The sequence below is a fragment of the Bacillus sp. BR3(2024) genome, from assembly GCF_039134555.1.
Taxonomy (GTDB): domain Bacteria; phylum Bacillota; class Bacilli; order Bacillales; family Bacillaceae_G; genus Bacillus_A; species Bacillus_A cereus.
Genome location: NZ_CP152438.1, coordinates 416073 through 439409 on the forward strand (window position 1 = coordinate 416073; position 23337 = coordinate 439409).

Sequence of the window (23337 nt, forward strand, 5' to 3'; positions counted from 1 at the left end):
ATTGCAACAAAAATAACGGTAAAGAGGTTGATTAAAATGAAATATGTGTTCTATGTATTAGGAATTTTAATATTAACCCTTGGTATTTCTTTCACTATACAATCAGACCTTGGAACTTCACCCTTTGATGCACTCTTGGTAGGATTGTCTTTAAATGTGGGGCTTACTGTGGGGAGTTGGGAAATAATAATAGCTTTATTATTGATATGCTGCAATTCATTTTTAAAAAGACAACGACCAGAAGTTATGGGGTTGTTAACAGCATTCATAACAGGTATTGGTATTGATATGTGGCTATTTTTATTACGCGATTTAATTACACCTAAAATATGGTACAGTAAAATGATTTGTTTTGGAATCGGCTTAGTTATTACAGGATTAGGAACTGCAACATATTTACACACAAATTTTGCACCGATTCCTATTGATCGCTTAACTTTAATCGTACAAGAATTAACTAGAACGAATATGTTTTTATCAAGAACGCTCATTTATCTAGTATTCTTGATAATGGCAATATTTTTACATGGACCAATTGGTGTTGGTACTGTAATCACTGTTTGTTTAGGTGGACTAATCCTTAATTACTTTATGCCATTTACTAAAAAATTATTAGACCCCTTAATAATAAAACCTAGTCCTTCATCAAATGATAATAGGAATAAAAAGCATTCAATATAGAATGCTTTTTATTCCTATTATTTTAAGTATATTCCTTCACAACATTTCCAATTTTACTTAACCTAAATTCAAACTTCCCTTTTTATACTATTTTACGCCATCCATGCTTTTTTTAACAGCTCCACACCGATTTGAATTTCTTCGAATGAAAGATTTCCAAAACCAAGTTTAATGATTGGGCTGTCAGTTGTATTTTTAACAAAATAACAAGAAGTAGGGTACACTTGAACACCATAATATGAAGCTTGTTTTATTAGCCATTTTTCTGAACGGTTCAGATATACCTTTACTAATACAAACAAACCAGATTTTTCACCAATGATGAAAATATTTTGATTGAATTGCTCCTTTAATACGGACACTAGGTGTTGCATTTTTCGTTTATAAACTAGACGCATACGTTTAATATGACGATTCCATTCTCCTTCTTCCATAAATTTAGCCATTGTGAGCTGACTAAAAATTGAAGTGGTACTCTCAAAATGAAGAAATTGATCCTTATAATCATTTATAAGTGTCTGGGGCAGTACCATATAACTCAAACGAATTCCTGGAAGAAACGACTTTGAGAAGTTTCCTAAATAAATGACTCTTGATGAATCAATTGAAGTTAGGGCTGGAAATGGCTGTTGCGTATAGCGAAATTCACTATCATAATCGTCTTCAATAATATACCCTTTCATCTTGTTAGCCCAATGAATTAGCATTTGACGTTGTTGGATAGACATACTTACTCCATATGGGCTGTGATGAGAAGGTGTTACATAAATTACTCTTGAGTTCGTTTGATCTAATTGTGAAAAATCAGCACCTGTTTCATAAACTGGTAAAGTTTCAATCCTAAAATGATGAAATTGAAAAGCTTTCCTAGCGCCATCATAACCCGGATCCTCTACTATAACACTTGAAAAATCATTCTTCAGAATATGTCCTAGGTTAACAAGCATTTGTTGGGTACTACTGCCTATAATAATCGCATCTTCATCTGCTTTCACCCCACGGGATTGAAGTAGATATGTGGAAATTTGTTTACGTAAACATACTTCACCAAAAGGTGACCCATATTTAAAACTATCTTCTAATGTTAATACTTGATTGGCAATCCTCCTCCAAATTTTCAAAGGAAAATGTGTTTGATCTACGGCACCCGCTCGGAAATCAATAGGGAGAGGTGTTACTGATTCTCTTTGTTTTTTAGTAAAAGGTTTTAACTTTTCTTGGAATAAGGGTGGCTCTAACTCATTTACAAAATAGCCTTTCCTTCCTTCCCCACAAATATATCCTTCAGCTACAAGTTGTTCATAAGCTGTTAATGTCGTATTACGACTTACTCGAAGGGAATCTGCGAGTTGACGAATGGAGGGTAACTGTTCATTAGGAAGTATATCTCTTCGTTCAATCAAATGTTTAAACTCTTCATAGATTTGTTTGTATTTAGGAGAGTCATTATTTAGAGAAAAAATGATATTTTTCATTCGCAACCCCTGACATGTTTATTTGTTTAAAATTGTACCTTTTGACATGTCTATTTATATAATACTATGTATTACAAATCAAGTTAATTGAGGAGGAGCCTAATTATGTATATTCCTAAATACTTTAAAGTCAAAGATATCGATGAAATTCGAGAATTTATTCAAATGAATCCATTTGGAACGATTGTAACAACAAAACAAGGTAAACCAATTGCTACTCATTTACCATTACAGTTAAATAAAGAAGATGATAATTACTATATAACGGGACACATGGCTTATGGGAACACTCAATGGAGAACATTCGAAACTAGTGAAGATGTATTAGTTATATACCAAGGACCACATGCTTATATCTCTTCTTCCTGGTATGAACAAGAAAATGTACCAACATGGAACTATCAAGCTGCACATGTATATGGTAAAGCCACTATTTTGAAGGAAGAAGAGTTAAAAAAAGATCTTACAATGTTACTACAGAAATACGAAAAACACCGTAAGAATCCAGTTTTATGGGACAATCTTTCGCCTCAGTTATTAGAGCAAGAATTAAAAGGCATTGTTGGATTTAAAATTAAAGTGCAAGAAATTCAAGCTGCATATAAATTAAGTCAGAATCGCAATGAAAAAGATTATCTTAACATCATTAATAAATTACAAGAAGAAAAGGATTTTGATTCTCAACGAATGGCAAAAGTAATGAAAAAGAAGGTTTAAAGTCTCAAAAGAGTACTATACTCGACTTCTGCTCACTTATACAGCATTCATTTATATGATGCAATTGTAGAGCAGTTTATAAAGATAGTTCTCTAAAATCGAAATATAATTGGGAAGGAATTAGAAAAATGAAAAACCCTTTTATCTCTTTTAGTGTAGCAATGGTCACACCATTTTCTACTAATGGTAATCTGTATTTAGAAGGTATACCATCATTAGTTGATTACTATAAAAAGCACAAAGTTCCTGCATTATTGATTAGTGGTACTACTGGTGAACAACACTCTATGACCGTTGAAGAACGTATGACTTTATTTCACAAAGTAAAAAAAGAAGCAAAAAATGATTTGATTATATATGGAGGAGTTGCAGCTGTTCAAACCAACGATGCAATAGCATTAGCAATTACCGCAGAAAAAGTAGGACTAGATGGCATTATGTTAGGATTTCCACCATATTTACGAATTAATCAACAAGAAGCATTTAACTATGTCTCAAAGATTTGTTCAGTAACCCATTTACCAATCATGATTTATAATAACCCTCCACGAACTGGGTTTGATTTACATGTTGAAACATTAATAAAACTAGTTGAAACATTCCCTCAAGTTGTAGCATTTAAAGAAGCTGGTGATGTGAGTAGTGTACCAATTGTGAAAAAGAAATTAGGACCGGAATTCATTATATTGTCAGGATCTGATACAAATATATTTGAGGATGCTGAACTTGGATATAACGGTATTACTAGTATTTTGGGAAATGTTTTTCCTGAAGAGATACATGATATTATTAAAAACTTACAAGCTGGTGATGAGGAAAAAGGGCAACACCAATTTTCAAAACTCTTGCCCTATATGCATTCGATTATAGAAATGGGAACACTTCGCACAATTAAATACCTATTAGAAAAGCGTAATATACAGGTTGGAATTTGCCGAGAACCCCTTTCAACATTAAGTATAGAGGAAAAGAAAATTATCGATAGTTTTTTTTCAGTCATTTTGAAGTAGCTTATTCTTATGAAATGAAGATAAGAAATAATTAATGTAAAATTCCTTTAAGAAATTAGAAGTATCAATTAACTAATCTTTGTTCAAAAATAAGCAAATTTAGGGCCTAATTACTAAAAAACGTTTTAAAAAACTCCTCTAACATATCAGAGGAGTTTTTAAATAAATTAATCACGAAACATTCACTTTTATTGACACTATAGCCTTTACTTTTATGATCATTAGCATTCATACTTACAAGTAACTTAGATACCTTCTTCTTAAACAATCTTGGCTCAAAATTCAAAGGATTACAGTTATTTAATTTCTCTTGAAATTGGTTTCTCATTTAAATTACTATGTTTTATTGAATAAACAAAATATACTATTACTCCAATGGTTATCCAAATGCAGAAGTACAACCATGTTCTTAATGGTAAATTAAACATCAAAAATACACAACTTGCAATTGAAATGATTGGCAATATAGGTACAAATGGTACCATAAAGCCGCGCTTTAAATTGGGATGAGTTTTACGAAGGATAATAACTGATACTCCCACCATTGAATACGTTACCAAACCACTAATATTAACTAAGTTCGCTAATTCTTTTAAATCAATAAACCCAGCTATAAAAGAACTTCCTATTCCCACCAAGCCTATTGTAAAAGTCGGTGCTCCAGTCCTCTTATTAATTTTCGCGAGTGATTTGGGTAACAGTCCATCACGACTCATTGCAAAGAATACTCGTGTTGCTGCATACATAGAAGAGAAAATAACAGCCATAAGACCAATGACAGCTCCTACAGCAATTACACCAGCGACTTTACCTTGTCCTACTACTTCCATTACATAAGCCATTGCTTCAGGTACATTTAATTCTTTATAGGAAACCATACCTGTCATAACAAGGCACACTATAACGTATATAAGTGTACATATGATTAACGATACAATAATACCAATGGGAAGATCGCGTTGTGGATCTTTTACTTCTTCTGCCGAAGTTGCTAATATATCAAACCCCATAAAAGTGAAGAATGCTGCTGCCCCACCAGCTAAAACTCCACTTACACCATATGGTGTAAACGGTACCCAGTTCTCTGGCTTTATATAGAATACACCAACTACAATAAATAATATAACCATTCCAATTTTAATTAGCACCATTATATTATTGATACGTTTACTTTCCTTTGTACCACGCGATAACATCCATGTAATGATTAATGTAATAACCATCGCTGGTAGATTCATCATACCACCTTGAGATGGAATCATTAACAGTGATTTTGGCATATCTAAACCCAATCCACTTATTAAGTTGTGAAAGTAACCTGTCCATCCACTAGCCACCGCTGCTGTCGCAAAAATATAGATCGAAAGTAGCATCCAACCTACTAAATGTGCAACTAATTCACCAATTGTTGCATAGGCATATGTATATACACTTCCTGAAACCGGAAGTATAGAAGCAATCTCTGCGTAACATAAAGCTATAAATCCACATACAATTGCTGCCAATACGAATGAAAAAACAACTGCTGGTCCAGCGTCTCTTGCTGCTACTAATCCTGCTAACACAAGAACTCCCGTTCCAATTATTGAACCTAATCCTAACATAACTAAATCAAATGAACCCAATGTTTTCATTAAGGTTTTACTCTTACTAGGCTCCAATAATTGTGTAACAGATTTCTTTTTAAATAACTTACTCATATCTTTTGTATCCCCTTTGAAAAATAAGGTGTGTTCTTCGAATGCTTATGGCATGCAAACATGTATATAGATATTGGCTAATTCAAAATTATTAAATTCACAATATATATTGTGAAAGTATGCAAAAAATCAAAGATATTTTTCTGTAGAAAATTATAGAAATCGATTCCATATCGGTATCTAAATTTATTATTTTATCCGTCTATTTGGAGGGAATATTTCACTATTGCTCTGTAAAACGATTGATATATCTTCTACTTCTTTTTTTAATCTTCTTCTGGGAATATTAAAGCTGAGCTTTTATCCCTTGTACTTTTTATTTCTTCATCTATTTCTCTAGTTTATCTGGAAATACTATAGAATCATGAGTGATTAAACTACTTTTAAATTCAAGACCAAGCAAGATTGCCTTTCAATCTGATAAAATCACATGCTCCTCAAGTAAAAAAATAAATACACCAAAATGAAAAAATTGTTTTTCCAAGTTAAAATGCATATTTTTTTAGGGATTTACAAGATTATTAAGACACGGAATATCAGTTCAATTCAAGTATGCTACGATATTAATTCAACATATATTTCAATCCTTCTCTTCTATCCCGCGGTTTTATAGTTATCTTTCGTACAATGGCTTGGCATTTAAACGTGATAATTGATTGAATACAGTATTTAGTTTTAAAACAAAAAACGCAAAACTATAATGGAAATAATACCTCCCAGTACGGTGCCCAATAAACTACGTGTTTTTATTGCAATAAAGAAAGTTGGTATGGCTGCAAAAAATTCAATATTACTTGTAAGTGATGTAATCTTTCCATCATGTATAAATATCTCTTGACCAATCAAAGCAGCTATAACAGAAATAGGGACATAATTTAACCATCGCATTGCCCATACCGGTAATTCGAAACGACTTAGTACCATAAGAGGAACGACCCTTGGAATAAATGTTACTATTGCTGACCCAAGAATAATTAAAAAAACTCCCCATCTTACTTCCATTTTTCCACCACCATTCCTATTGTTGAAGCAATTATTGTAGCAACAATAACCCCCATACTACTGGACAATATGAAAGAACTTCCTACAGCAATTGCAACTGCTATAATTGCGACAATGATATCTAGTTTGATTGTACTTCTTCCTAACATTGTTAAAATAAGAATCCCTATAAACATCGCTGGCAAGGCAAATCCTAAGCCGAATTCTTCAGGTTTGGAAATACACTGTGCCAAAAATGCTCCTGCTAAATTAGCTACAAGCCAGTTTATATAAGCTGTTATGTTAAGGCCATGCATCCATCTTTCACTGATTTGTTTTTTCTTTGCCGTCTCGCTAATGGCAACACCAAATGTCTCATCGGTAAGTAGAGAACCTACTAACATATTCCTAAATGGAGAAAGATGCCGAAAATAAGGTGCTAGTGCTGCACTAAGTAATATATGACGAAGATTAACAAAGAAAATCGTAATAATAATAGCAGTAAGAGAACTACTTGTTGCCATCATCCCTGCAGCGATAAATTGAGCAGAGCCAGCATAAAGGATTAAAGACATCAGAGCTATCTCAGCTATGCTAAGTCCCGCAGTCTTTTGAATAACACCTGCCGCTATTCCGATACTTAAATAACCCAGTAATGTAGGAATACAATCTTTTACTCCTTTGATAAAGCTATCTTCATCTCTCTGAGATGAATTCACTTGGACGTTCGACAGACTCATTTCATTCCCTCCTTATCCCTAAAAATTAGAAGCTAACACACTAACTACTATGAAAAAATGAAAGAAAATACGGTTCAATTTATTTGAACCGTTTTCCAGTGACAACATGAAATAGATTAGAATTGTTTTTCCAAAGAGCTTCCGTTTTCTCTGGACCAACTTCTTTAACTAATTCCGAGAACATAATGTCGTGTCGAATGTACTCCATTGCGATTAATACCAGGGCTGGATCTTCTGTTTTTATTGCCCATGCAGGTGTATTTGGAGAAAAATTTGCAATTAATACTTCTTCATTGTCCCGTGCGACAATCGTTAATCGACCATTCATACGTTCCTCAGCTACTTCGGGAGCCATATAATTATGATGAGTGGTTACACCCAGCTGCATATCAGATGCTCCAAAAAGAATAGAAAAAACATGGATTTCTTCATTTATACGTCTATCTATAGCACCTTTTATAGACGAGGCTTGTGGTTCCCAAATCGACAACCATATTTCTTCTTGTGCTTTATCTATTATGTCAATCATTTCAGCAACAACATGCTCATCACTGCTGATACGATGAATGACATCTACTTCTTGTTCACTTTCTAAAGCAGATAAATTCTTTTCAAGATAATCCATAGAATTTTCGAAATTGTTACGTAATCGACGGATTAACTCTTTAGCTGGCAATGGGGCATAGGTTATAGGATCAGAAGGTACTGTATAAACCGCACCTTTATCTATTAATTTTGCCACCACTTCGTAAATCGTTGAACGAGGTACACCTGACCTTTTACTTATTTCATATCCTGTTATCGGGTAATTTTTTAAAAGTCCTATATAGGCTTTACACTCATATTGCGAAAAGCCCCATTTTTGAAGTTCTTTATAAAGTTCTTCCATGATAACTCCTTTAGTAGTTAGTGTGTTACTTACTATAAAATATAAAAATTTATATGTCAATGCTATTTTTCAGTATAAATCTTAATTATACTGAAATCGCTCCTTAACAATTTACCTATTTTACGAAATAAATTTATTTTCATTCAACAAATATTTCTTTATTCCTAATAATAAATTAGTCCTCCAAGAAAATAATTAAATCCTTTTCTCATCCATTAATCTATTTACTCCTTTATATAAAATCATTAATATTATTAACCATTTTCATAAAACACATATAACACCCTAGATTTTTATAGTTTTAATAAACTACTGATATATGGATTTATTTCCCATCTCAAAAGGCACACCTTTAGATATAGTATATTCTATGCAGCTTAAACTACTTCAAAAGGTATCAAAATGTACTTAAGACCCACTTCATAAGTACACACACTTTTTGAGATGTGTTTGTTGAATGATTTTATGCTTATTGGATGTCCCTATCAGTTGGATACACCACAGAGAATCCCCTTGTTGTGCTGTTTATTGTTTTTAATATGTATTATGGTACATGAAATTTTACAATTAAGTTGTTCCTTTGTTTTTCTTTTAAAATTCTTATAGCATCCTATATAAATCTTATGGTATTATAGAGATAGAAAATTTGTTTCCATTGTTTATACTCTATTGTACGTAGCGTGAAGGACAAACCTTACGCCCTGTTAACTCGGGCGAGGTTTGTCCTTTTTTTTATTTTAAGGAGGAATTTACTATGAAAAAAGTCTACAAAATTGGAGCAGTTATCACAACTTTATGCGTTGCATGTATCGCGATCTTTACTTTAACTAAGAATGAATCAGTCAAAACAGAAACTATAACACCAGAAAAAACAATTGTATCTGCTGCAGATGTAAAAGGATTACCTGAAAATATAAAAGATATTTCAAAAGAAGAATTAAAGGAAAAAACACAATCCCATGAAGAGTTCATTGCGTATTACTATCAACCTACCTGTCATTTTTGTAAAAAAGCTGCACCAGATATCAATCGTATGTCAAAAAAGCATGATAGAACCATTTATCGTATTGATATCTCTACACCAGAAAATCAAAGTGCCTTTCAAGAGTTCGACATTCCAGGTACTCCAGTTGTTGTAGCTTATAACAGAGGTGAAGAAGTTGAACGTTTAGAAGGAGCTGTTTCAACTGCTACCTATGATGGATTCTTTGCAAGACGTAATTCGAGCGCTAGCTAGTATAGTGCTCGTTTTTCTTTGTAAGAAAGGAGAATTAACATGCAACAAAACGTCCGGATTCATTCGTTAGACATAATAAGAGGTATCGCCATACTATGTATCCTATTTGCGAATCTACCCACTATGACGGGACTAGATCCCTTTAATCAGGCAGGTTACACCGGTACAGATAAAACGATTCGTTTTTTAGTAGATTTGTTTATACAAGCAAAGTTCTACACTATTTTCGCATTCTTATTTGGAGTAGGATTTTATATCTTTATGAAAAATACAGAAGCAAAAGGATATCATATGTATAAGCTATTTACCCGGAGACTATGTATTTTACTAGTCTTCGGTTTACTCCATTTCACCTTTCTATGGTATGGAGATATTCTACATGCGTATGCTATAGCTGGATTTATTCTATTGTTCTTTTATAAGCGATCTACTAAGCTTATTTTTATAGCTGGTTGTAGTTTCCTAACGGTTAGTTATGTATTACATATTATTGTATTTTTACGAGCAAGTTCTTCTATTACTGAAGTACCAAATTACTATCAATATATGTTTACAGGTAACACTACCAATCAAACTGTAAATCTATTTATACATTATTCTCATCAAGTAAAAGCACGTCTTTTCTTTCTAATGACTCAGGAATTCCAGCAACTACTAATAGGAATTCCTGAATATATAGGCTTATTTTTAATAGGGTTATGGGCTGGTAAGAAAAATATTTTTAAAAGGGTACCGGAATTAATAAAGAAAATTAGATTTTTACAGTGGAGTTCGTTATGTATCTCATGCCTTCTCTCTTGTCCTATTCTCTACTACTTTATAAAAACAGATGTCTATTACTCTCAGGATGTACAACTATGGATTCTATTTGGAGGGAAAATGCTAGCTATATTCTATATTTGTACTCTACTGAGAGTTTGTGAGAATAAAAAATATATAGAATGCCTGCACCCCTTTATGAACGTTGGCCAGTATGCTTTAACGAATTACATCACTCAAAGCATAATTACGCTTGTCATTCTTTCGTGGTGCTTTAAAGATGTCTCACACGTATATTACTGGCAACTATGTATCTTTGGGCTTGTAATTATTTTTGTACAAATCATATTCAGCAAGATTTGGAGTAAATATTTCCGTTATGGTCCTATTGAGTGGGTATGGAGAAAAGGAGTTTACAAGAAATAGACTATTTTTTACCAGTTACATGCAATTAACTGAAAAAAATGTTAAAATATTATATGAAAGATTAAAGATATATTTGTGGTTGTAAAATGGTGTTATTAAAATTAAAGTGGTTCAAGTCAGAGAAAGGCACCTTGTGGTGTCTTTTCTTTATGCATAAAAAAGCCTTATCTTCCTATAAAAAAGATAAGACCTTTATATACTACCTATTATCCGATTCATCAATTTTATTATAAACACATTTAGCTTCTCCAAAAAGACCGCCAGTGTCCCATTCGCCACCATAATGAGCACATCCTAAAGGATCACGATCGTCTCGTATACTTGGATGTGTATTTGGTTTATTGTCATTATTTATAATACTACCAACAATAAATACCCCTCCGATTATAAATACCACAGCAACGATTAAGAGTGCTTTCCCATTAGGACCGGTAATAATGTCATTTACAACTTCTTTTGCTTCTTGCTGAGTTTCACCTTTTGAAAATAATGAAAGAATAATAGAGATTATAAATATGAAAAATAACACTATTATAAATACCATTACTTATGTACCTCCCTAATGCGTGCTATTAATTTCCTTATACGTTTTAAGCTAAGATATCTGAAATCATAATGATAATAAATATATCCCCCCGATTAAAAGTGCCGCAGCAACGATTCATATTATTATTCCATCAGGACTATTAAGAATTTCTTTTATATGTTTTTTTGCTATTTGCTTAGTTTCTCCACTTGAAAAGAGATAAACAATGGAATGGATAATTAGTAAGAAAAATGCCGTAACTAACTCTATCATGGTTTATGTACCTCCTAATATATATGAACTATTAATTAACCAATAATTGCCTTATACATTATATCAGCTAGGGTACACGGAAGTATAACAAATTATTTTTATAATTTAATGTATTAATCGATACGGCATTAATACAGGATAGTTCAAGTCGGAGGAAGGCACCCTAGGGTGTTTTTTTTATTTCATTTCGACATAATATGACAAAATAGTTGTGATTATATTTGTTATGATAGTTCAGGTAAATCTTACATTTTAAACGCTGGGGGATACATACTATGGACAAAAAACTATTAACAACACTTACTTGTTTCGCTTTATTTATGGGATTAGCAGCATGTTCATCTAACGAGACAGCAAGTACTTCCAAAGAATCTAAAGCTGAGCAAGAAGCACAAAAGGAAGCTGAGAAAGCGAAGAAAGCTGAAGAAAAAGGGACTTTGAAAAAGGAGAAAGCAGAAAAAGAGACGGCTGAAAAGCAACGCAAACAGCAAGAAGAGGCTACAAAAAAGGAACAACCAACAACTACTTCTGGTAACACTATTAAAGGCTTAAAAGACGAACTATCCATTGGTATGCCATTTAAAGATTATCTTGCTAAAAAGAAATCATTAAATGTAGAGAATCCCTTCAGTATTTCACTCGGAAAAGGTAATGTAGGTAGTGTTCTTCAAGCTCAAGATGGAGTATTAGTTGTATGTATTGATGGAGAAAAGATATTCGATTTAAAAACATTTAAAAATGTTGATGAAGCTAAAGAATACGAAAAGAGCTTAAAAGTAAAACAATAGATTCGATTCATATTTCTCAATCACCAATACCACTTAATATTGTAAAATATTATTTGGATGAAAGTCCAAATTCATATTATTAAAAGTAAAGTGGTTCGAGTCGGAGGAAGGCACCTTAGGGTGTTTTTTCTTCTGTACATTATATCCATTACGTGCTCATTGATTTTTTATGTACGTTTGATATAATTAGTGTAATAGTATTACATTAATACCTTGTGTATATAATAAAAGAAGAGATGCGCTAACATCTCTTCAAGTAACTGCTACCGCAAGGTGGTCGGTTGCTTAAACTTATTTTTTGCGTTTAGAACCGCCCTTTCGCTTGCCGGCATTTGGGGCGGTTCTTTTATTTCGTTTACTGCTAATCTTTTTCGCTAGCTCATTCGCATAAGCTGTTGCAAATACTGTAAGGAATACCTTAGCAGCGTCATACAATAAATTAAATAAAGAATCCATTCGGTCACCTCCTTTCTCTCTAGAATCAGAGAAAGGATAGCAACCTCCCGCCCTCACAATATACAGTTACATACAGTCTATCACACAATTTTATTAGAGGAAATATCATCGGGATAATCTCAAATTATATCGAGCTAAAAATAGAATATAGATTTGAACCATATTTATCAATGTGCGAAACAACTTAACATGGCAAAATTAATATTTGGATGGGAGTCCAATACATAGTATTAAAATTAAAGTGGTTCAAGTTGGAGGAAGGCACCTTAGGGTGTCTTTTCTTTATGCATAAAAAAGCCTCATCTTCCTATGGAAAAGATAAGGTCTATATATTATTTATTATCCGATTCATCAGTTAACATATTTGGCTTCTCCAAAAAGACCACCTGTGTCCCATTCTCCACCATAATACGCATACTTCCTAGATGAACCATTGTCTCGTGTACTTGGATATGATTTTAGTTTATAGTCATAAACCGAAACCATAAAAAGATAAATATATCCCCCCGATTAAAAGTGCCGCAGCAACGATTAATATTATTACTCCATCAGGACTATTAAAAATTTCTTTTATATTTTTTTTTGCTATTTGCTTAGTTTCTCCACTTGAAAAGAGATAAACAATGGAATAGAGAATTAATAAGAAAAATGCCGAAACTACCTCTAACATGGCTTATGTACCTCCTAATATATATGTACCTTTAATTATCCAGTAATTTTCTTGCACCTTGTATCAGCCTGAGTAACTGGAATGCTTAATTTAATAGAAGCCAAATGACAAAAATTACTCCTGTAACTGCTGCAGATCCAAAAAAACCTACCAACATTTTCCCCTCAGGACCATTAATAAGCTCTTTTAAAACTTCTTTTGCTATTCGCTGACCTTTACCACTTAAAACTATCGAAAGAATAAAGAATATTACCACTAATACAAATGAAGAAATTATTAGCTCCATGAATTATGTACCTCCCTAATATATGTGTGCTATTAATTAACCAATAATTGCCTTATATATTATATCAACTAGGGTACACGGAAGTATAACAAATTATTTTTATAATTCAATATATTAATCGATATGTTAAAAAAAGACACCGAATAATCCCTTAGCGTACGAAATTCGCGTTTTGTTTGCAAGACCCCTTATAGAACTAATTGGGTTAAAGATGAAAGAAATGAAAGTAAACTTTAATTTTGCTAGTTACAGTATTTTTATTATGGGATTTATTCTATATAAGTGCACTTATACAGAATAAATCCCTCTATTTACGCTTTTTCTATTCTAAAACCAAATACTCCATCTTTTACTTTTACTAAATGTTTTCCAGACCAAAAAGTATGTACTTTAAAATAGTACCAATCTCCATTTTTTCTTAAATATTCTTTAATCTCATAACCTTCTTGTATAAGGTATTCTTTAATTTCATTTTCTTTATTCCCAATCACACTAATTTCCCCCTTTCAAATAATTAAATTAAACCTATTAAACAATAAATAAAAAAGTGCAAAATCCATCAACAGATTTCGCACCAAAAACAGATAAAAAATACAATCACTAGAAACATAGGAGAGTGTTTCACCACCATTATAAACCATATCCTCACATTTTTGATTGGTATTTTAAAAATTTGTAAATATTTATCATTTTATTTTGAACTTTCTTTTCATTTAAGTTATATGCAGAATGACAATAAAGTTGTTTAATTCACAACATAGTCATTAAAAAAATAATAAAGTTATTTGAAAATCTTTCTATCAAGTGGTCAAAAGGTATTTTCAACTTAGTACAGAACTATATCCTAATAGGTAGACATAAAATAGGTTGGATAAAATTGATATGAATAGGGAGAAAAATTCTAATGAATTGCTTAGTTGCAAAGGGTAGTATTTATTATGAAATCATAGGTAATGGCTTTCCGATATTAATAATGCATTCAATGGGTACAGACCATAAATCTATGAAAACTTGGATAGAGCCAATATTTGATAAGATTCAGGGTTTTCAGAGGATATATATAGATTTACCTGCTCACGGTCGAAGTTTAATTGACGAAAATTTCAACTCTTCAGATGATATGCTTTTAAATATTTTGAACTTTATTGATATGACAATTCCTAACCAAGCATTTTCCCTTATCGGTTTTTCATATGGAGGATATTTGGCACAAGGTGTTTTGCACCATAGGCATAAAAATATAAAGAGCATTTGTTTGCTGGCTACTTCACTTCATTTGAAAGATAGGAATCTTCCTAAAAAAATAGTTATTACAAAAGATGAAGATTTATTAACAGAATTGGATTCTGATATAAGAATGGCTTTTGAAACATTAATGAATTATCAAAATAAAGAGAACCTTAATTACTTTTTAAACGAAATCCAACCTGGACGATTATTAGCTAATAAAAATTTTTTAATGTCAAATTGGAGAGAAAAAGGGTATTTTCTTTCTGAAGAACCGCTTAATGATGTAGGTACACTTACACAACCTGTACTCATCATTCTAGGGAAACAAGATTCAATCTGTGGTTATAAAGATCACTTTTTTCTTCTAGAAAAATTTCCGAATGCTACGTTTTCCATTTTAGATGGTGCTGGTCATATGCTTCAAATAGAAAAACGTAAAATAGTACAAGAACTAATCAAAGACTGGCTAATTAGGAGCAATTCGGTTTGCAAATCAAGCAAGTAAATACAATCGATATCTTTTTCAACCCAATTTCCATATCTGTTTCCTGTCAGTTCATTTTGTTATTCTTCAACTAACAGGTGCTTTAGTTCAATAAGGATTAAATAACTTTATTATGAATTTTTGAGTGCAAATACAACTAAATGGATAGAAAGTGAACTACCCGCCACTTAACGCCCTAACGGACTGTTTGAAGTGGGGGCTTCTCGGTTAGTCGTTACTTTTGGTAGCTAACGAATTCGTCCTAAGACAGCCGAGCTAACTCCCTTGTTCCAAGGGTTATTTTATTGCTATCTATACTAACGCCAATAGGCGTATTGCTTCATTTTTGATATTGATAGCTGCGTTATAATCTCTATCGAGATTTACACCGCATATACAAGAATAGACTCGCTCAGACAATGACATATTTTTCACATTTCCACAACTGCTACATGTTTTTGTGGAAGGAAACCATTTGTCTATTTTCACTAGCTGTTTGCCTTGTTCATGTAGTTTATAAGCTAAGAAAGAAGTGAACATACCCCAAGCATTATCAGCGACGCTTTTTCCAAAATGAAGTGCTTGCGATATTCCCTTCATATTTAGATCTTCAATAGCTACAACATCAAAATGAGTAGCTAACTCTTTAGACTTATGATGAAGGAAGTTCTTACGTTGGTTTGCTACTTTTTCATGCAGCTTAGCTACACGGATACGTTGTTTATTCCAACGCCCTGAACCTTTTGTACGTCTTGATAATACTCGTTGAGCCTTTGCTAATCGGTCTAACATTTCACGATAGAACTTAGGATAATTGGCTCTCTCATCCTCAGAACTGACGTATAATTGATCCATCGCAAAGTCTAATCCAACAACTGTTTCTACTTCTTTTTGTACGATCTCTTTTTCGTATTCAGTCAAAATGGACACATAGTATTTACCAGTAGGTGTCATAGAAATCGTACATGACTTGATTATATGGCCTTGTGGTATTTCTCTATGCTGTTTGATACGTACCATTTTCAGTTTTGGCAATTTGATATGACCGTTAAGCAACATAATATTTCCGTTCACTACATTCGTTGTATAAGACTTTCTGTCTTTTTTGCTTTTGAATGTTGGGAAGTCATTTTGACCACGAAAGAAATTTTTATAGGCAGTTTGCAAGTTTAGTTGAGCATTTGCCAAAGCTAATGAATCAACTTCTTTTAGCCATTCAAATTCTGCTTTGTATTTTGCGGGAGTGGGAAGCTTTTGTTTCTTTAGTTGATTCTTATCATCTTTATGTTTTTCATACGCTTCTTTCCGTTCAGCTAACATTCTGTTATACACGAAACGTACACAACCGAAGGTTTTACGCATAAGATGTGCTTGGTCTTCTGTTGGGTACAAACGGAATTTATATGCTTTATTCTGCTTTGTCATATCATTTCACCTCACTTTTCACTTTGATTTTCAATATATGTTTTTACTACGTCTATTGGCGAACCACCAGTAGTTAGCAAGCAAAAACTTCTTGACCAAAACATCTCTTTCCAAAGTTTCTTTTTCACTTGTGGAAAGTCTCTTTTAATAAGTCGAGAACTTGCACTTTTATAAGCATTGATGAATTTTGTCATTTCTGTATTAGGGTGTGCCTTGAACAAAATATGAACGTGGTCTACATCATGATTCCATTCAACTAACGTGATGTTATAGTTTTCAGATAGTCGAACAAACATATCTTTTGCATAGTTTGACATATCATCATCAAACACATTTCTTCTGTATTTCACGACCAACACAAGGTGATAATATAACAAGAATACTGAATGGTTATTACTATCTAATTTCATTTATATACCAGCCCTTATAATTTATAAGACTGATTATATCAGAGGCAAAATAAAAAGGAAAACCTTTTGGCTATGCCAAACCGAAATTCATCTCCCACCTACCGTTGGGCTACGCCCTTCACACGCTTGAGGAAGGAGAATTCTTTCCGGAAATTCGTTAAACAACTTTAAAGAGCCTTAGTACAATAAAATGTGCAAATCTTATATATTTCATAACAAAATTCAATAACTTTATTATCTCTTTACATTATACTAAACTACAAAGAAACAACTCTCCTTTAGGCTGTCAATAATTATGCTAACAAAACACACACCAAAAAAACCAATTCCCGTGTAATAGAATTGGTTTTTTTGTGTAATTCAGTCAATACAGCAACTTGAACCCACATTTTCAAATGAAGTCTTATTAAGACTACCATAATTTTAAAATTCATAAACAAAAAAAACAAATCACTAGTAAGTTGGCGAATCCACTGCATTTTCATCAAGAAATCTGGAGTATAACAACAATTAAGTTCATACTAGTATGAACAACAAATGATACTAGTAACTTATTAGTACGCACATATACTACAGCAAGTACAAGCCCAATTAGAAAATATCCAAATATAAATGGAAAGTCAAAATGTATAATAGAAAAGAAAAATGAGCTTATTAGTATACCCCAGGTTTGTTTAAACCTTCGAGTTAAGATATTTATGGCCGCATAACGAAAAACAAACTCTTCTACTAAAGGTGCAAGAAGAATAATTGAAATAAGTGCCACAGGGGATATTGCTGCAGCAGAAACTGTACTAGACGTATTTGCTGATTGTGTAGTTAACTGAAATAAACTCTTATCTAGCAAACTACCAACCATCTGTGTAACAAATACTAATATAATCCCAACTAAAATCCATACGAATGAATTTCTTGATAATTTAGTCGATAACTTTGGATCATTTATTAATTATACATTATATATAAGAAATATGATTATCAATTTAAGTGAAAATCCAATTAGTTCCCAATGCACTAGAAGTTGTTGGATTGCTTGCTGTTGGTGTCCCTGAATATCATACCAGCCTGTCTTCGCTAGCAATTGTACCCACAAATTGTGCCATTATAAAATCAATCAAAATGATGAAACCCGATTTATATCTGGTATCACTACTCATATTCTGATTTCCATCCTTCACTTTCTTTATGCTATTTTTATACGCTACCCAAACAACATTTTTAATATTTATTTCTCAATATCTAGCATCTAGAATTAAGTCACCTTCATTGATACTATATTAGTAGACATTGTTTTCCTCTTATGCATTTTTGTAAAAGGGCCTGTTCTCTATTTTAGGTCCTCTTATTTTTTACTAGTAGACCATATTTCAAACACAAGGTATTTCAGTTTTATATTTAGTTATAAGAAATTTTAAGAACTATTATAAATTCTTTATTAATAGAGCAATCTATAATTAAAACTGAATTTGGACACAAATTAACCAGTTCCCAATACGTTAAGGAACTGGTTTTTTAATTTAATTTGTCTTATCAAATGGTTTATATTGAGTGGTTTTTGTCTATTCCCTTGAAAAGGGGGATAAGGAGTTGATCAAATGCCGAGCGAAACCCTCAGCGGATGGGCAAGGAGATCCTAAAAGAGAACCTACATTGTCTATTTCTTTTATCAAAAATTACTCATTGAAATAATTAGGAATGCATTATTTTTATTTAATAATTCTTAACTAATTTTCTTGAAGTACGAGTTCATTCTTATACCACTTAGCTTGAGTATTAAATAGTTCTGCATATTCACCTTTTAAATTTAATAATTCATTATGTGTTCCTTTTTCAATAAGTTTTCCATCTTTTAGTACTAAGACTAAATCAGCATTTACACAACTTCCTAAGCGATGCGTGACAAAAATTGCAGTTTTCCCTTCAGATATTTCATAAAATTTATCAATAACTTTTGCTTCACTAAGAGGATCTAAAGCTGCAGTAGGTTCATCCATAATAATAATCTCGCTCTCTTTATACATAGCCCTACTTAATGCTATTTTTTGCCACTCTCCTCCCGAAAGTTCTTTTCCATATAAAGTTGATCCAATTAAAGAATCGTATTCTATTTTATGTTTTTGTAATATAGAGTTAGCATTTGATAAATGAGTAACTTCTTGCAATTTATTTAGTTTTGTATTTTGTATATTAGTAAAAGAAATGTTTTCTAAGAAAGACATTTCATATTTATGGAAATCTTGAAATATTGCACTAACTGTTTTTAATCTTGCTTCATTGGTAACTGGCATATCATTATATAAAACTTCCCCCTCTGAAACATCGTATAGTCCAGTTAAACATTTAATTAATGTACTTTTTCCAGCACCATTTCTTCCAACTACAGCCACTTTACTCCCTGGTTTAATTTCAAAAGAAATATCATTAATTACATAAAAGTCTTGATGAGGATACTTGAAAGAAATATTGTTTACACTAATTTTAATATCTTTATATACATTAGAATTTTGATCTATATTATATTTTTTACTTTGCATTTCAAAATTCTTTTCTTTGAACTTAAAATACTCTGATATAAAAAGGGACTCACTATAGACACCGCTAACACCTGTTACTAATTGATTTGTAACACCTACTGATGTATTAAACATTTGTGTTAAAGCAACAAATTGCCCGATGTTAATTTTTTTATATATAACGTAAAAAATAAGCATACCAATAAATAAAGTATTACAAGTAAGTTGAAATACTGTCGATCCATACAGCCTATAATTTGATTTTTTTTCAAGTTTATACTGCTCGTTTGCACATTCCCAATAAAGCTTTTTCCATTCTTTTATAAGGTATGTACCATGATTGAAAATTTTGATTTCCTTTTGCACTTCTTTTGTTTTAAATAATCGTTCTAGGTACTCTAATTTCCGTATTTTTTGGATTTGCTGAAGAAATTGGTTATAACCTTTTTTGGCTACGTTTGTATTTACTGCAATTAATAATATTATAATTCCTAACATACATAAAACGAGAATCCAATGGAAATAAAGTAGTGATATCAAAAAACCTATAATTGTTACGCTAGACTGTACAACTTGTAATAAATTTCTAATCAGTTCACAACTCCGTTTTCCCATATGTAAAGTGGATTTCATCAATGTATTATAATTCTCAGAATCATCAAAGAAAATTAAGGATAGCTTAATTATCTTTTCAAAGTTGATATTATTAAAGTAATATTCAACTTGCTGTAACATGCGATAATTATATATCTTTTCAAAATGAAATATAGTTTTTTCAAGAAAAAAATACATGAGTTGTATACCTAAATATACAAATGGTTCTATAGGGAATCTTTCACCTTGAATACTATTAACTATGGAGTTAATTAAATTTTGCGAAATATAAATGTAAATTACTGGGGAAATCCCTGCGAAGATTGTAAAAGATACTATAGTGAATAAATATAGAGGGGCAATTTTATAAATTATTTTCACTATCTCTTTACAAATGAAAACTATTCTTGAAAATTTTTTGTAGGTTTTTAGAAACATTTTAATTCCCCCGTATTTCAAATCTTTATGTTCTAGCTATATCATTTATTTGGTGTATAATGGTTAATATTATTTATCGTTTTCCGACAGAAAACTCCTTCCTCAAAAATGTGAAGGTGTGAAACACCAATTTTAGGTGGGAGATGAATGTCGGTTGGCATAAGCCAACATATTTGCTATCATTTACTTGTACAGATTGCTCTTCGAAAACTGAAGATATGAGGTTGGTTGCAGAAAAACGTTGCAACCGTAAAATCTTCAACGTTCTATCGCCCCACGCTTCTCAAAATTGCGAAAACCAAGCTAAAGTAGGTAGTGTGGTGAGTTAGCGTACAAGATACTTATGTTCTCACCGTAGGGACTGCGGGTAGAGCCTGCTAAGATAACTGATGGATACATCGGTGTTCGCAGGAATCTCCCACTTCAAACAGTCCGTTAGGACGTTAATTGGTGAGTAGTTCAAATAAAACTACTTCCCTATCAATAAAAATTGATAGGGAAGTAAATAATTAGCAACATCCTACATAAACATCTTTATTTCCATCATCACACACATACTTTTTCCACTTTAACTGTCTTCCATTACCACAATCACCAGCACAAAACTCGAAAAGATATTGACATGGTGCCATCTTTTTCACCTCCTTTCAAAATTTAGTTTTTCATTTTCTGCAAACTACTGAATTATAAAATTACTAAATGTATTTTTCCTTATAATGACTGTTTACATTACACTTACCAGTAAAATCTATGGAAGTAAACTATTAACAACATCCTACATAAACATCTTTATTTCCATTATCACACGCATACTTTTTCCACTTTAACTGTTTTCCATTACCACAATCACCAGCACAAAACTCGAAAAGGTATTGACATGGCGCCATCTTTTTCACCTCCTTTCATAATTAAGTTTGTTATTTTCTGTAAAATAACAAACTATAAAAATACTAAGTATATTTCCCCTTATAATTAATGTTTAATTTGCACTTCCCGTTACAATCTATGGAAATAACCATTAACAACATCCTACTTGAACATCTTTATTTCCATCATCACACACATACTTTTTCCATTTTAACTGTCTTCCATTACCACAATCACCAGCACAAAACTCGAAAAGGTATTGACATGGCGCCATCTTTTTCACCTCCTTTCATAATTAAGTTTGTTATTTTCTGCAAACTACTGAATTATAAAACTACTAAATGTATTTTTCCTTGTAATCAATTTTTACATTACACATATTATTACAATCTATTTTTTATACAATTCCATGTCCTTCTCTTCTATTTGAATAACATCAATAAAAAGTGGATATGTAAAAATCTTTTGATTATTGCTATAGACCACATATTCGTATTTGCCACTCTCCATAACTGGAAATCTTATTTCTATTACGCCATCAATACCAGGAGTCATTCTGCTATCTCGAAGATTTTTTAATTTTGGTAGTTGACCACTGTAAACAATTTCCTCGTTAGAATTATATACAAGGATTTTGTTATTAATTTCCTCCAATTTATCTTCTTCAGAAAATTGAAATTTGAATAAAACTGATGTAATAACAGAAGCCGGAAGTATAGGAACAATAATTTTATTTAGGATATTATAAGCAGTATGCTTTTTTTCCTTTGGATCAAACGTTATATTTTCTGCTATTAAAATTTGACATGAAATATTATTCTTCATACTTTTCTCTCCTTATTCATACAAATTAACGAAAAGTAAGCGCTATCATTTTTGGATAATTTTTTACTATCTTTCTGATAATATACATATTCAGACTTTTTAAAATAACCTATACTGCTTTTCACATCTGTACTATCGATTACCATATGATTTCTCCAGTGCTTAACTTTTCTTTTGTATAGCCAAATCGGTGCTGTTAATATAACAACATATTTTTCATCAATTGTTTCTAGAAGTTTATCGATATTCTTAAAGTAATAATTATCATAGCTCAAAAAAAGAATATGATATTCCTTCATCTCGGGTATGTACAAACTATCAATTAAATTATCTATTTCAGATTTTTCTTGCACATGTAGCCGTTTGTTATAATAATGTGCATAAACAATAAGTATACATGCTATTAAACCACTAATTACTAACATCAGATTTATAGCCATAGTTTAATCTTTCCCTATCATTATTTTTTAAAGATATGAGATTGTACAATAGCACAGTATATACAATAAGTAGCCCTAAGAATAAACTTATTTCTAATGTTCGAAAAGAGAAAGGTAACAATACCTTTATTATTAATAATATTACGATGATTGAATTCCTTACAATTGGAGACCTATTCATAAACTGCATCTTACCAAAACAGCTACAACTTGTTTTCTCTAACTTATATAAATATTTTTTTCTGAGAATTAACAATATAAAACCGATCATTAAAGCAATAGTACCTAATTCCTTATATGGATAATATATATTTAATACAAACATGATAAAAATACAAAATTCTAAAATTAGTACCATATAACTAAAAAATAGTATGGATTTTAATGGTAAAATATTATATAAAATTAAATCACATTTTAAACCATGGATAGAATAACTTTTCATGTAGAAAGATGCAAAAAATATAAATGCTATACTCAAGTCGATACACGACGAT

Annotated in this window: 27 protein-coding genes and 1 pseudogene; 7 read left to right on the forward strand and 21 right to left on the reverse strand. The window is 31.7% G+C overall.

The window, feature by feature from the left end; all coding sequences use genetic code 11:
- The first annotated feature begins 36 nt into the window (after positions 1-36).
- Positions 37-681: a YitT family protein gene (locus V7S45_RS29385; protein ID WP_342762021.1), complete on the forward strand. Its 645-nt coding sequence runs from the start codon at positions 37-39 to the stop codon at positions 679-681.
- Between the two features lie 92 nt (positions 682-773).
- Here V7S45_RS29385 and V7S45_RS29390 read toward each other — a convergent pair whose 3' ends face one another.
- Entirely contained in the window at positions 774-2156 is a 1383-nt protein-coding gene (locus tag V7S45_RS29390; RefSeq protein ID WP_342762022.1) for a PLP-dependent aminotransferase family protein, read from the reverse strand.
- Positions 2157-2261: 105 nt separating this feature from the next.
- On the opposite strand from V7S45_RS29390, the gene V7S45_RS29395 reads away from it, so the two are divergent.
- Together V7S45_RS29395 and V7S45_RS29400 are read left to right on the forward strand one after the other, a co-directional pair.
- On the forward strand, positions 2262-2873 hold the full coding sequence (locus V7S45_RS29395) for an FMN-binding negative transcriptional regulator (RefSeq protein WP_088344921.1): 612 nt from the start codon (positions 2262-2264) through the stop codon (positions 2871-2873).
- A 128-nt stretch (positions 2874-3001) separates the two neighbouring features.
- Positions 3002-3883, forward strand: a complete 882-nt coding sequence (locus tag V7S45_RS29400) for a dihydrodipicolinate synthase family protein (protein WP_088344919.1) — start codon at positions 3002-3004, stop codon at positions 3881-3883.
- A 296-nt stretch (positions 3884-4179) separates the two neighbouring features.
- Here the strand turns inward: V7S45_RS29400 and V7S45_RS29405 are convergent, their stop codons facing one another.
- From V7S45_RS29405 to V7S45_RS29420, 4 genes are all read right to left on the reverse strand, one after another.
- Positions 4180-5583: an amino acid permease gene (locus tag V7S45_RS29405; RefSeq protein WP_342762023.1), complete on the reverse strand. Its 1404-nt coding sequence runs from the start codon at positions 5581-5583 to the stop codon at positions 4180-4182.
- A gap of 675 nt (positions 5584-6258) precedes the next feature.
- Positions 6259-6585, reverse strand: a complete 327-nt coding sequence (locus tag V7S45_RS29410) for an AzlD domain-containing protein (RefSeq protein WP_088344913.1) — start codon at positions 6583-6585, stop codon at positions 6259-6261.
- Positions 6576-7304 (reverse strand): AzlC family ABC transporter permease, encoded by a 729-nt coding sequence (locus tag V7S45_RS29415; RefSeq protein ID WP_342762024.1) that lies wholly within the window; start codon positions 7302-7304, stop codon positions 6576-6578. The genes V7S45_RS29410 and V7S45_RS29415 overlap by 10 nt, the downstream gene beginning before the upstream one ends.
- 79 nt (positions 7305-7383) lie before the next feature.
- On the reverse strand, positions 7384-8193 hold the full coding sequence (locus tag V7S45_RS29420; RefSeq protein WP_342762025.1) for a helix-turn-helix domain-containing protein: 810 nt from the start codon (positions 8191-8193) through the stop codon (positions 7384-7386).
- A 754-nt stretch (positions 8194-8947) separates the two neighbouring features.
- Between V7S45_RS29420 and V7S45_RS29425 the strand changes: the two genes are divergently transcribed.
- Together V7S45_RS29425 and V7S45_RS29430 are read left to right on the forward strand one after the other, a co-directional pair.
- Positions 8948-9430: a thioredoxin family protein gene (locus V7S45_RS29425; RefSeq protein WP_342762026.1), complete on the forward strand. Its 483-nt coding sequence runs from the start codon at positions 8948-8950 to the stop codon at positions 9428-9430.
- 39 nt (positions 9431-9469) lie between these two features.
- Entirely contained in the window at positions 9470-10615 is a 1146-nt protein-coding gene (locus tag V7S45_RS29430) for a DUF418 domain-containing protein (RefSeq protein WP_342762027.1), read from the forward strand.
- A gap of 199 nt (positions 10616-10814) precedes the next feature.
- Here the strand turns inward: V7S45_RS29430 and V7S45_RS29435 are convergent, their stop codons facing one another.
- Together V7S45_RS29435 and V7S45_RS29440 are read right to left on the reverse strand one after the other, a co-directional pair.
- Positions 10815-11159: a hypothetical protein gene (locus V7S45_RS29435; protein WP_342762028.1), complete on the reverse strand. Its 345-nt coding sequence runs from the start codon at positions 11157-11159 to the stop codon at positions 10815-10817.
- Between the two features lie 117 nt (positions 11160-11276).
- The gene (locus tag V7S45_RS29440; protein ID WP_342762167.1) at positions 11277-11414 is read right to left on the reverse strand and encodes a hypothetical protein; all 138 of its coding nucleotides are present in this window, start codon (positions 11412-11414) and stop codon (positions 11277-11279) included.
- A gap of 275 nt (positions 11415-11689) precedes the next feature.
- On the opposite strand from V7S45_RS29440, the gene V7S45_RS29445 reads away from it, so the two are divergent.
- The gene (locus V7S45_RS29445) at positions 11690-12202 is read left to right on the forward strand and encodes a hypothetical protein (RefSeq protein WP_342762029.1); all 513 of its coding nucleotides are present in this window, start codon (positions 11690-11692) and stop codon (positions 12200-12202) included.
- 291 nt (positions 12203-12493) lie between these two features.
- On the opposite strand, the gene V7S45_RS29450 is transcribed toward V7S45_RS29445, so the two are convergent.
- The 4 genes from V7S45_RS29450 to V7S45_RS29465 form a co-directional block, all read right to left on the reverse strand.
- Positions 12494-12658: a hypothetical protein gene (locus V7S45_RS29450; protein ID WP_000377658.1), complete on the reverse strand. Its 165-nt coding sequence runs from the start codon at positions 12656-12658 to the stop codon at positions 12494-12496.
- A gap of 469 nt (positions 12659-13127) precedes the next feature.
- Entirely contained in the window at positions 13128-13328 is a 201-nt protein-coding gene (locus V7S45_RS29455) for a hypothetical protein (RefSeq protein ID WP_002006305.1), read from the reverse strand.
- A gap of 85 nt (positions 13329-13413) precedes the next feature.
- Positions 13414-13614 (reverse strand): hypothetical protein, encoded by a 201-nt coding sequence (locus tag V7S45_RS29460; RefSeq protein ID WP_000420168.1) that lies wholly within the window; start codon positions 13612-13614, stop codon positions 13414-13416.
- Positions 13615-13925: 311 nt separating this feature from the next.
- Positions 13926-14105, reverse strand: coding sequence for a hypothetical protein (locus V7S45_RS29465; RefSeq protein WP_000579979.1), 180 nt, complete (start codon positions 14103-14105; stop codon positions 13926-13928).
- A 413-nt stretch (positions 14106-14518) separates the two neighbouring features.
- On the opposite strand from V7S45_RS29465, the gene V7S45_RS29470 reads away from it, so the two are divergent.
- Positions 14519-15349: an alpha/beta hydrolase gene (locus tag V7S45_RS29470; protein ID WP_153598906.1), complete on the forward strand. Its 831-nt coding sequence runs from the start codon at positions 14519-14521 to the stop codon at positions 15347-15349.
- A 291-nt stretch (positions 15350-15640) separates the two neighbouring features.
- On the opposite strand, the gene V7S45_RS29475 is transcribed toward V7S45_RS29470, so the two are convergent.
- The 10 genes and pseudogenes from V7S45_RS29475 to V7S45_RS29520 all read right to left on the reverse strand — a co-directional run bounded on the left by V7S45_RS29475 (position 15641) and on the right by V7S45_RS29520 (position 23285).
- Positions 15641-16753: an RNA-guided endonuclease TnpB family protein gene (locus V7S45_RS29475; protein ID WP_342762000.1), complete on the reverse strand. Its 1113-nt coding sequence runs from the start codon at positions 16751-16753 to the stop codon at positions 15641-15643.
- An 11-nt stretch (positions 16754-16764) separates the two neighbouring features.
- On the reverse strand, positions 16765-17163 hold the full coding sequence (gene tnpA, locus V7S45_RS29480) for an IS200/IS605 family transposase (RefSeq protein WP_061531668.1): 399 nt from the start codon (positions 17161-17163) through the stop codon (positions 16765-16767).
- Positions 17164-17647: 484 nt separating this feature from the next.
- Positions 17648-18320, reverse strand: a pseudogene (locus tag V7S45_RS29485) (CPBP family intramembrane glutamic endopeptidase).
- A 567-nt stretch (positions 18321-18887) separates the two neighbouring features.
- The gene (locus tag V7S45_RS29490; protein WP_088344584.1) at positions 18888-20708 is read right to left on the reverse strand and encodes an ABC transporter ATP-binding protein; all 1821 of its coding nucleotides are present in this window, start codon (positions 20706-20708) and stop codon (positions 18888-18890) included.
- Positions 20709-21217: 509 nt separating this feature from the next.
- Entirely contained in the window at positions 21218-21340 is a 123-nt protein-coding gene (locus V7S45_RS29495; RefSeq protein ID WP_000035098.1) for a hypothetical protein, read from the reverse strand.
- A 132-nt stretch (positions 21341-21472) separates the two neighbouring features.
- Positions 21473-21595, reverse strand: a complete 123-nt coding sequence (locus V7S45_RS29500; protein WP_000035096.1) for a hypothetical protein — start codon at positions 21593-21595, stop codon at positions 21473-21475.
- A gap of 131 nt (positions 21596-21726) precedes the next feature.
- Entirely contained in the window at positions 21727-21849 is a 123-nt protein-coding gene (locus V7S45_RS29505) for a hypothetical protein (protein ID WP_000035097.1), read from the reverse strand.
- Positions 21850-21965: 116 nt separating this feature from the next.
- Positions 21966-22400 carry a hypothetical protein gene (locus V7S45_RS29510; protein WP_000794395.1) on the reverse strand — a complete coding sequence of 145 codons (435 nt, stop codon included), beginning with the start codon at positions 22398-22400 and terminating at the stop codon, positions 21966-21968.
- Positions 22397-22840, reverse strand: coding sequence for a hypothetical protein (locus tag V7S45_RS29515; protein WP_000996771.1), 444 nt, complete (start codon positions 22838-22840; stop codon positions 22397-22399). The genes V7S45_RS29510 and V7S45_RS29515 overlap by 4 nt, the downstream gene beginning before the upstream one ends.
- Entirely contained in the window at positions 22812-23285 is a 474-nt protein-coding gene (locus V7S45_RS29520; RefSeq protein WP_002006432.1) for a MauE/DoxX family redox-associated membrane protein, read from the reverse strand. The genes V7S45_RS29515 and V7S45_RS29520 overlap by 29 nt, the downstream gene beginning before the upstream one ends.
- Between the last annotated feature and the right edge of the window lie 52 nt (positions 23286-23337).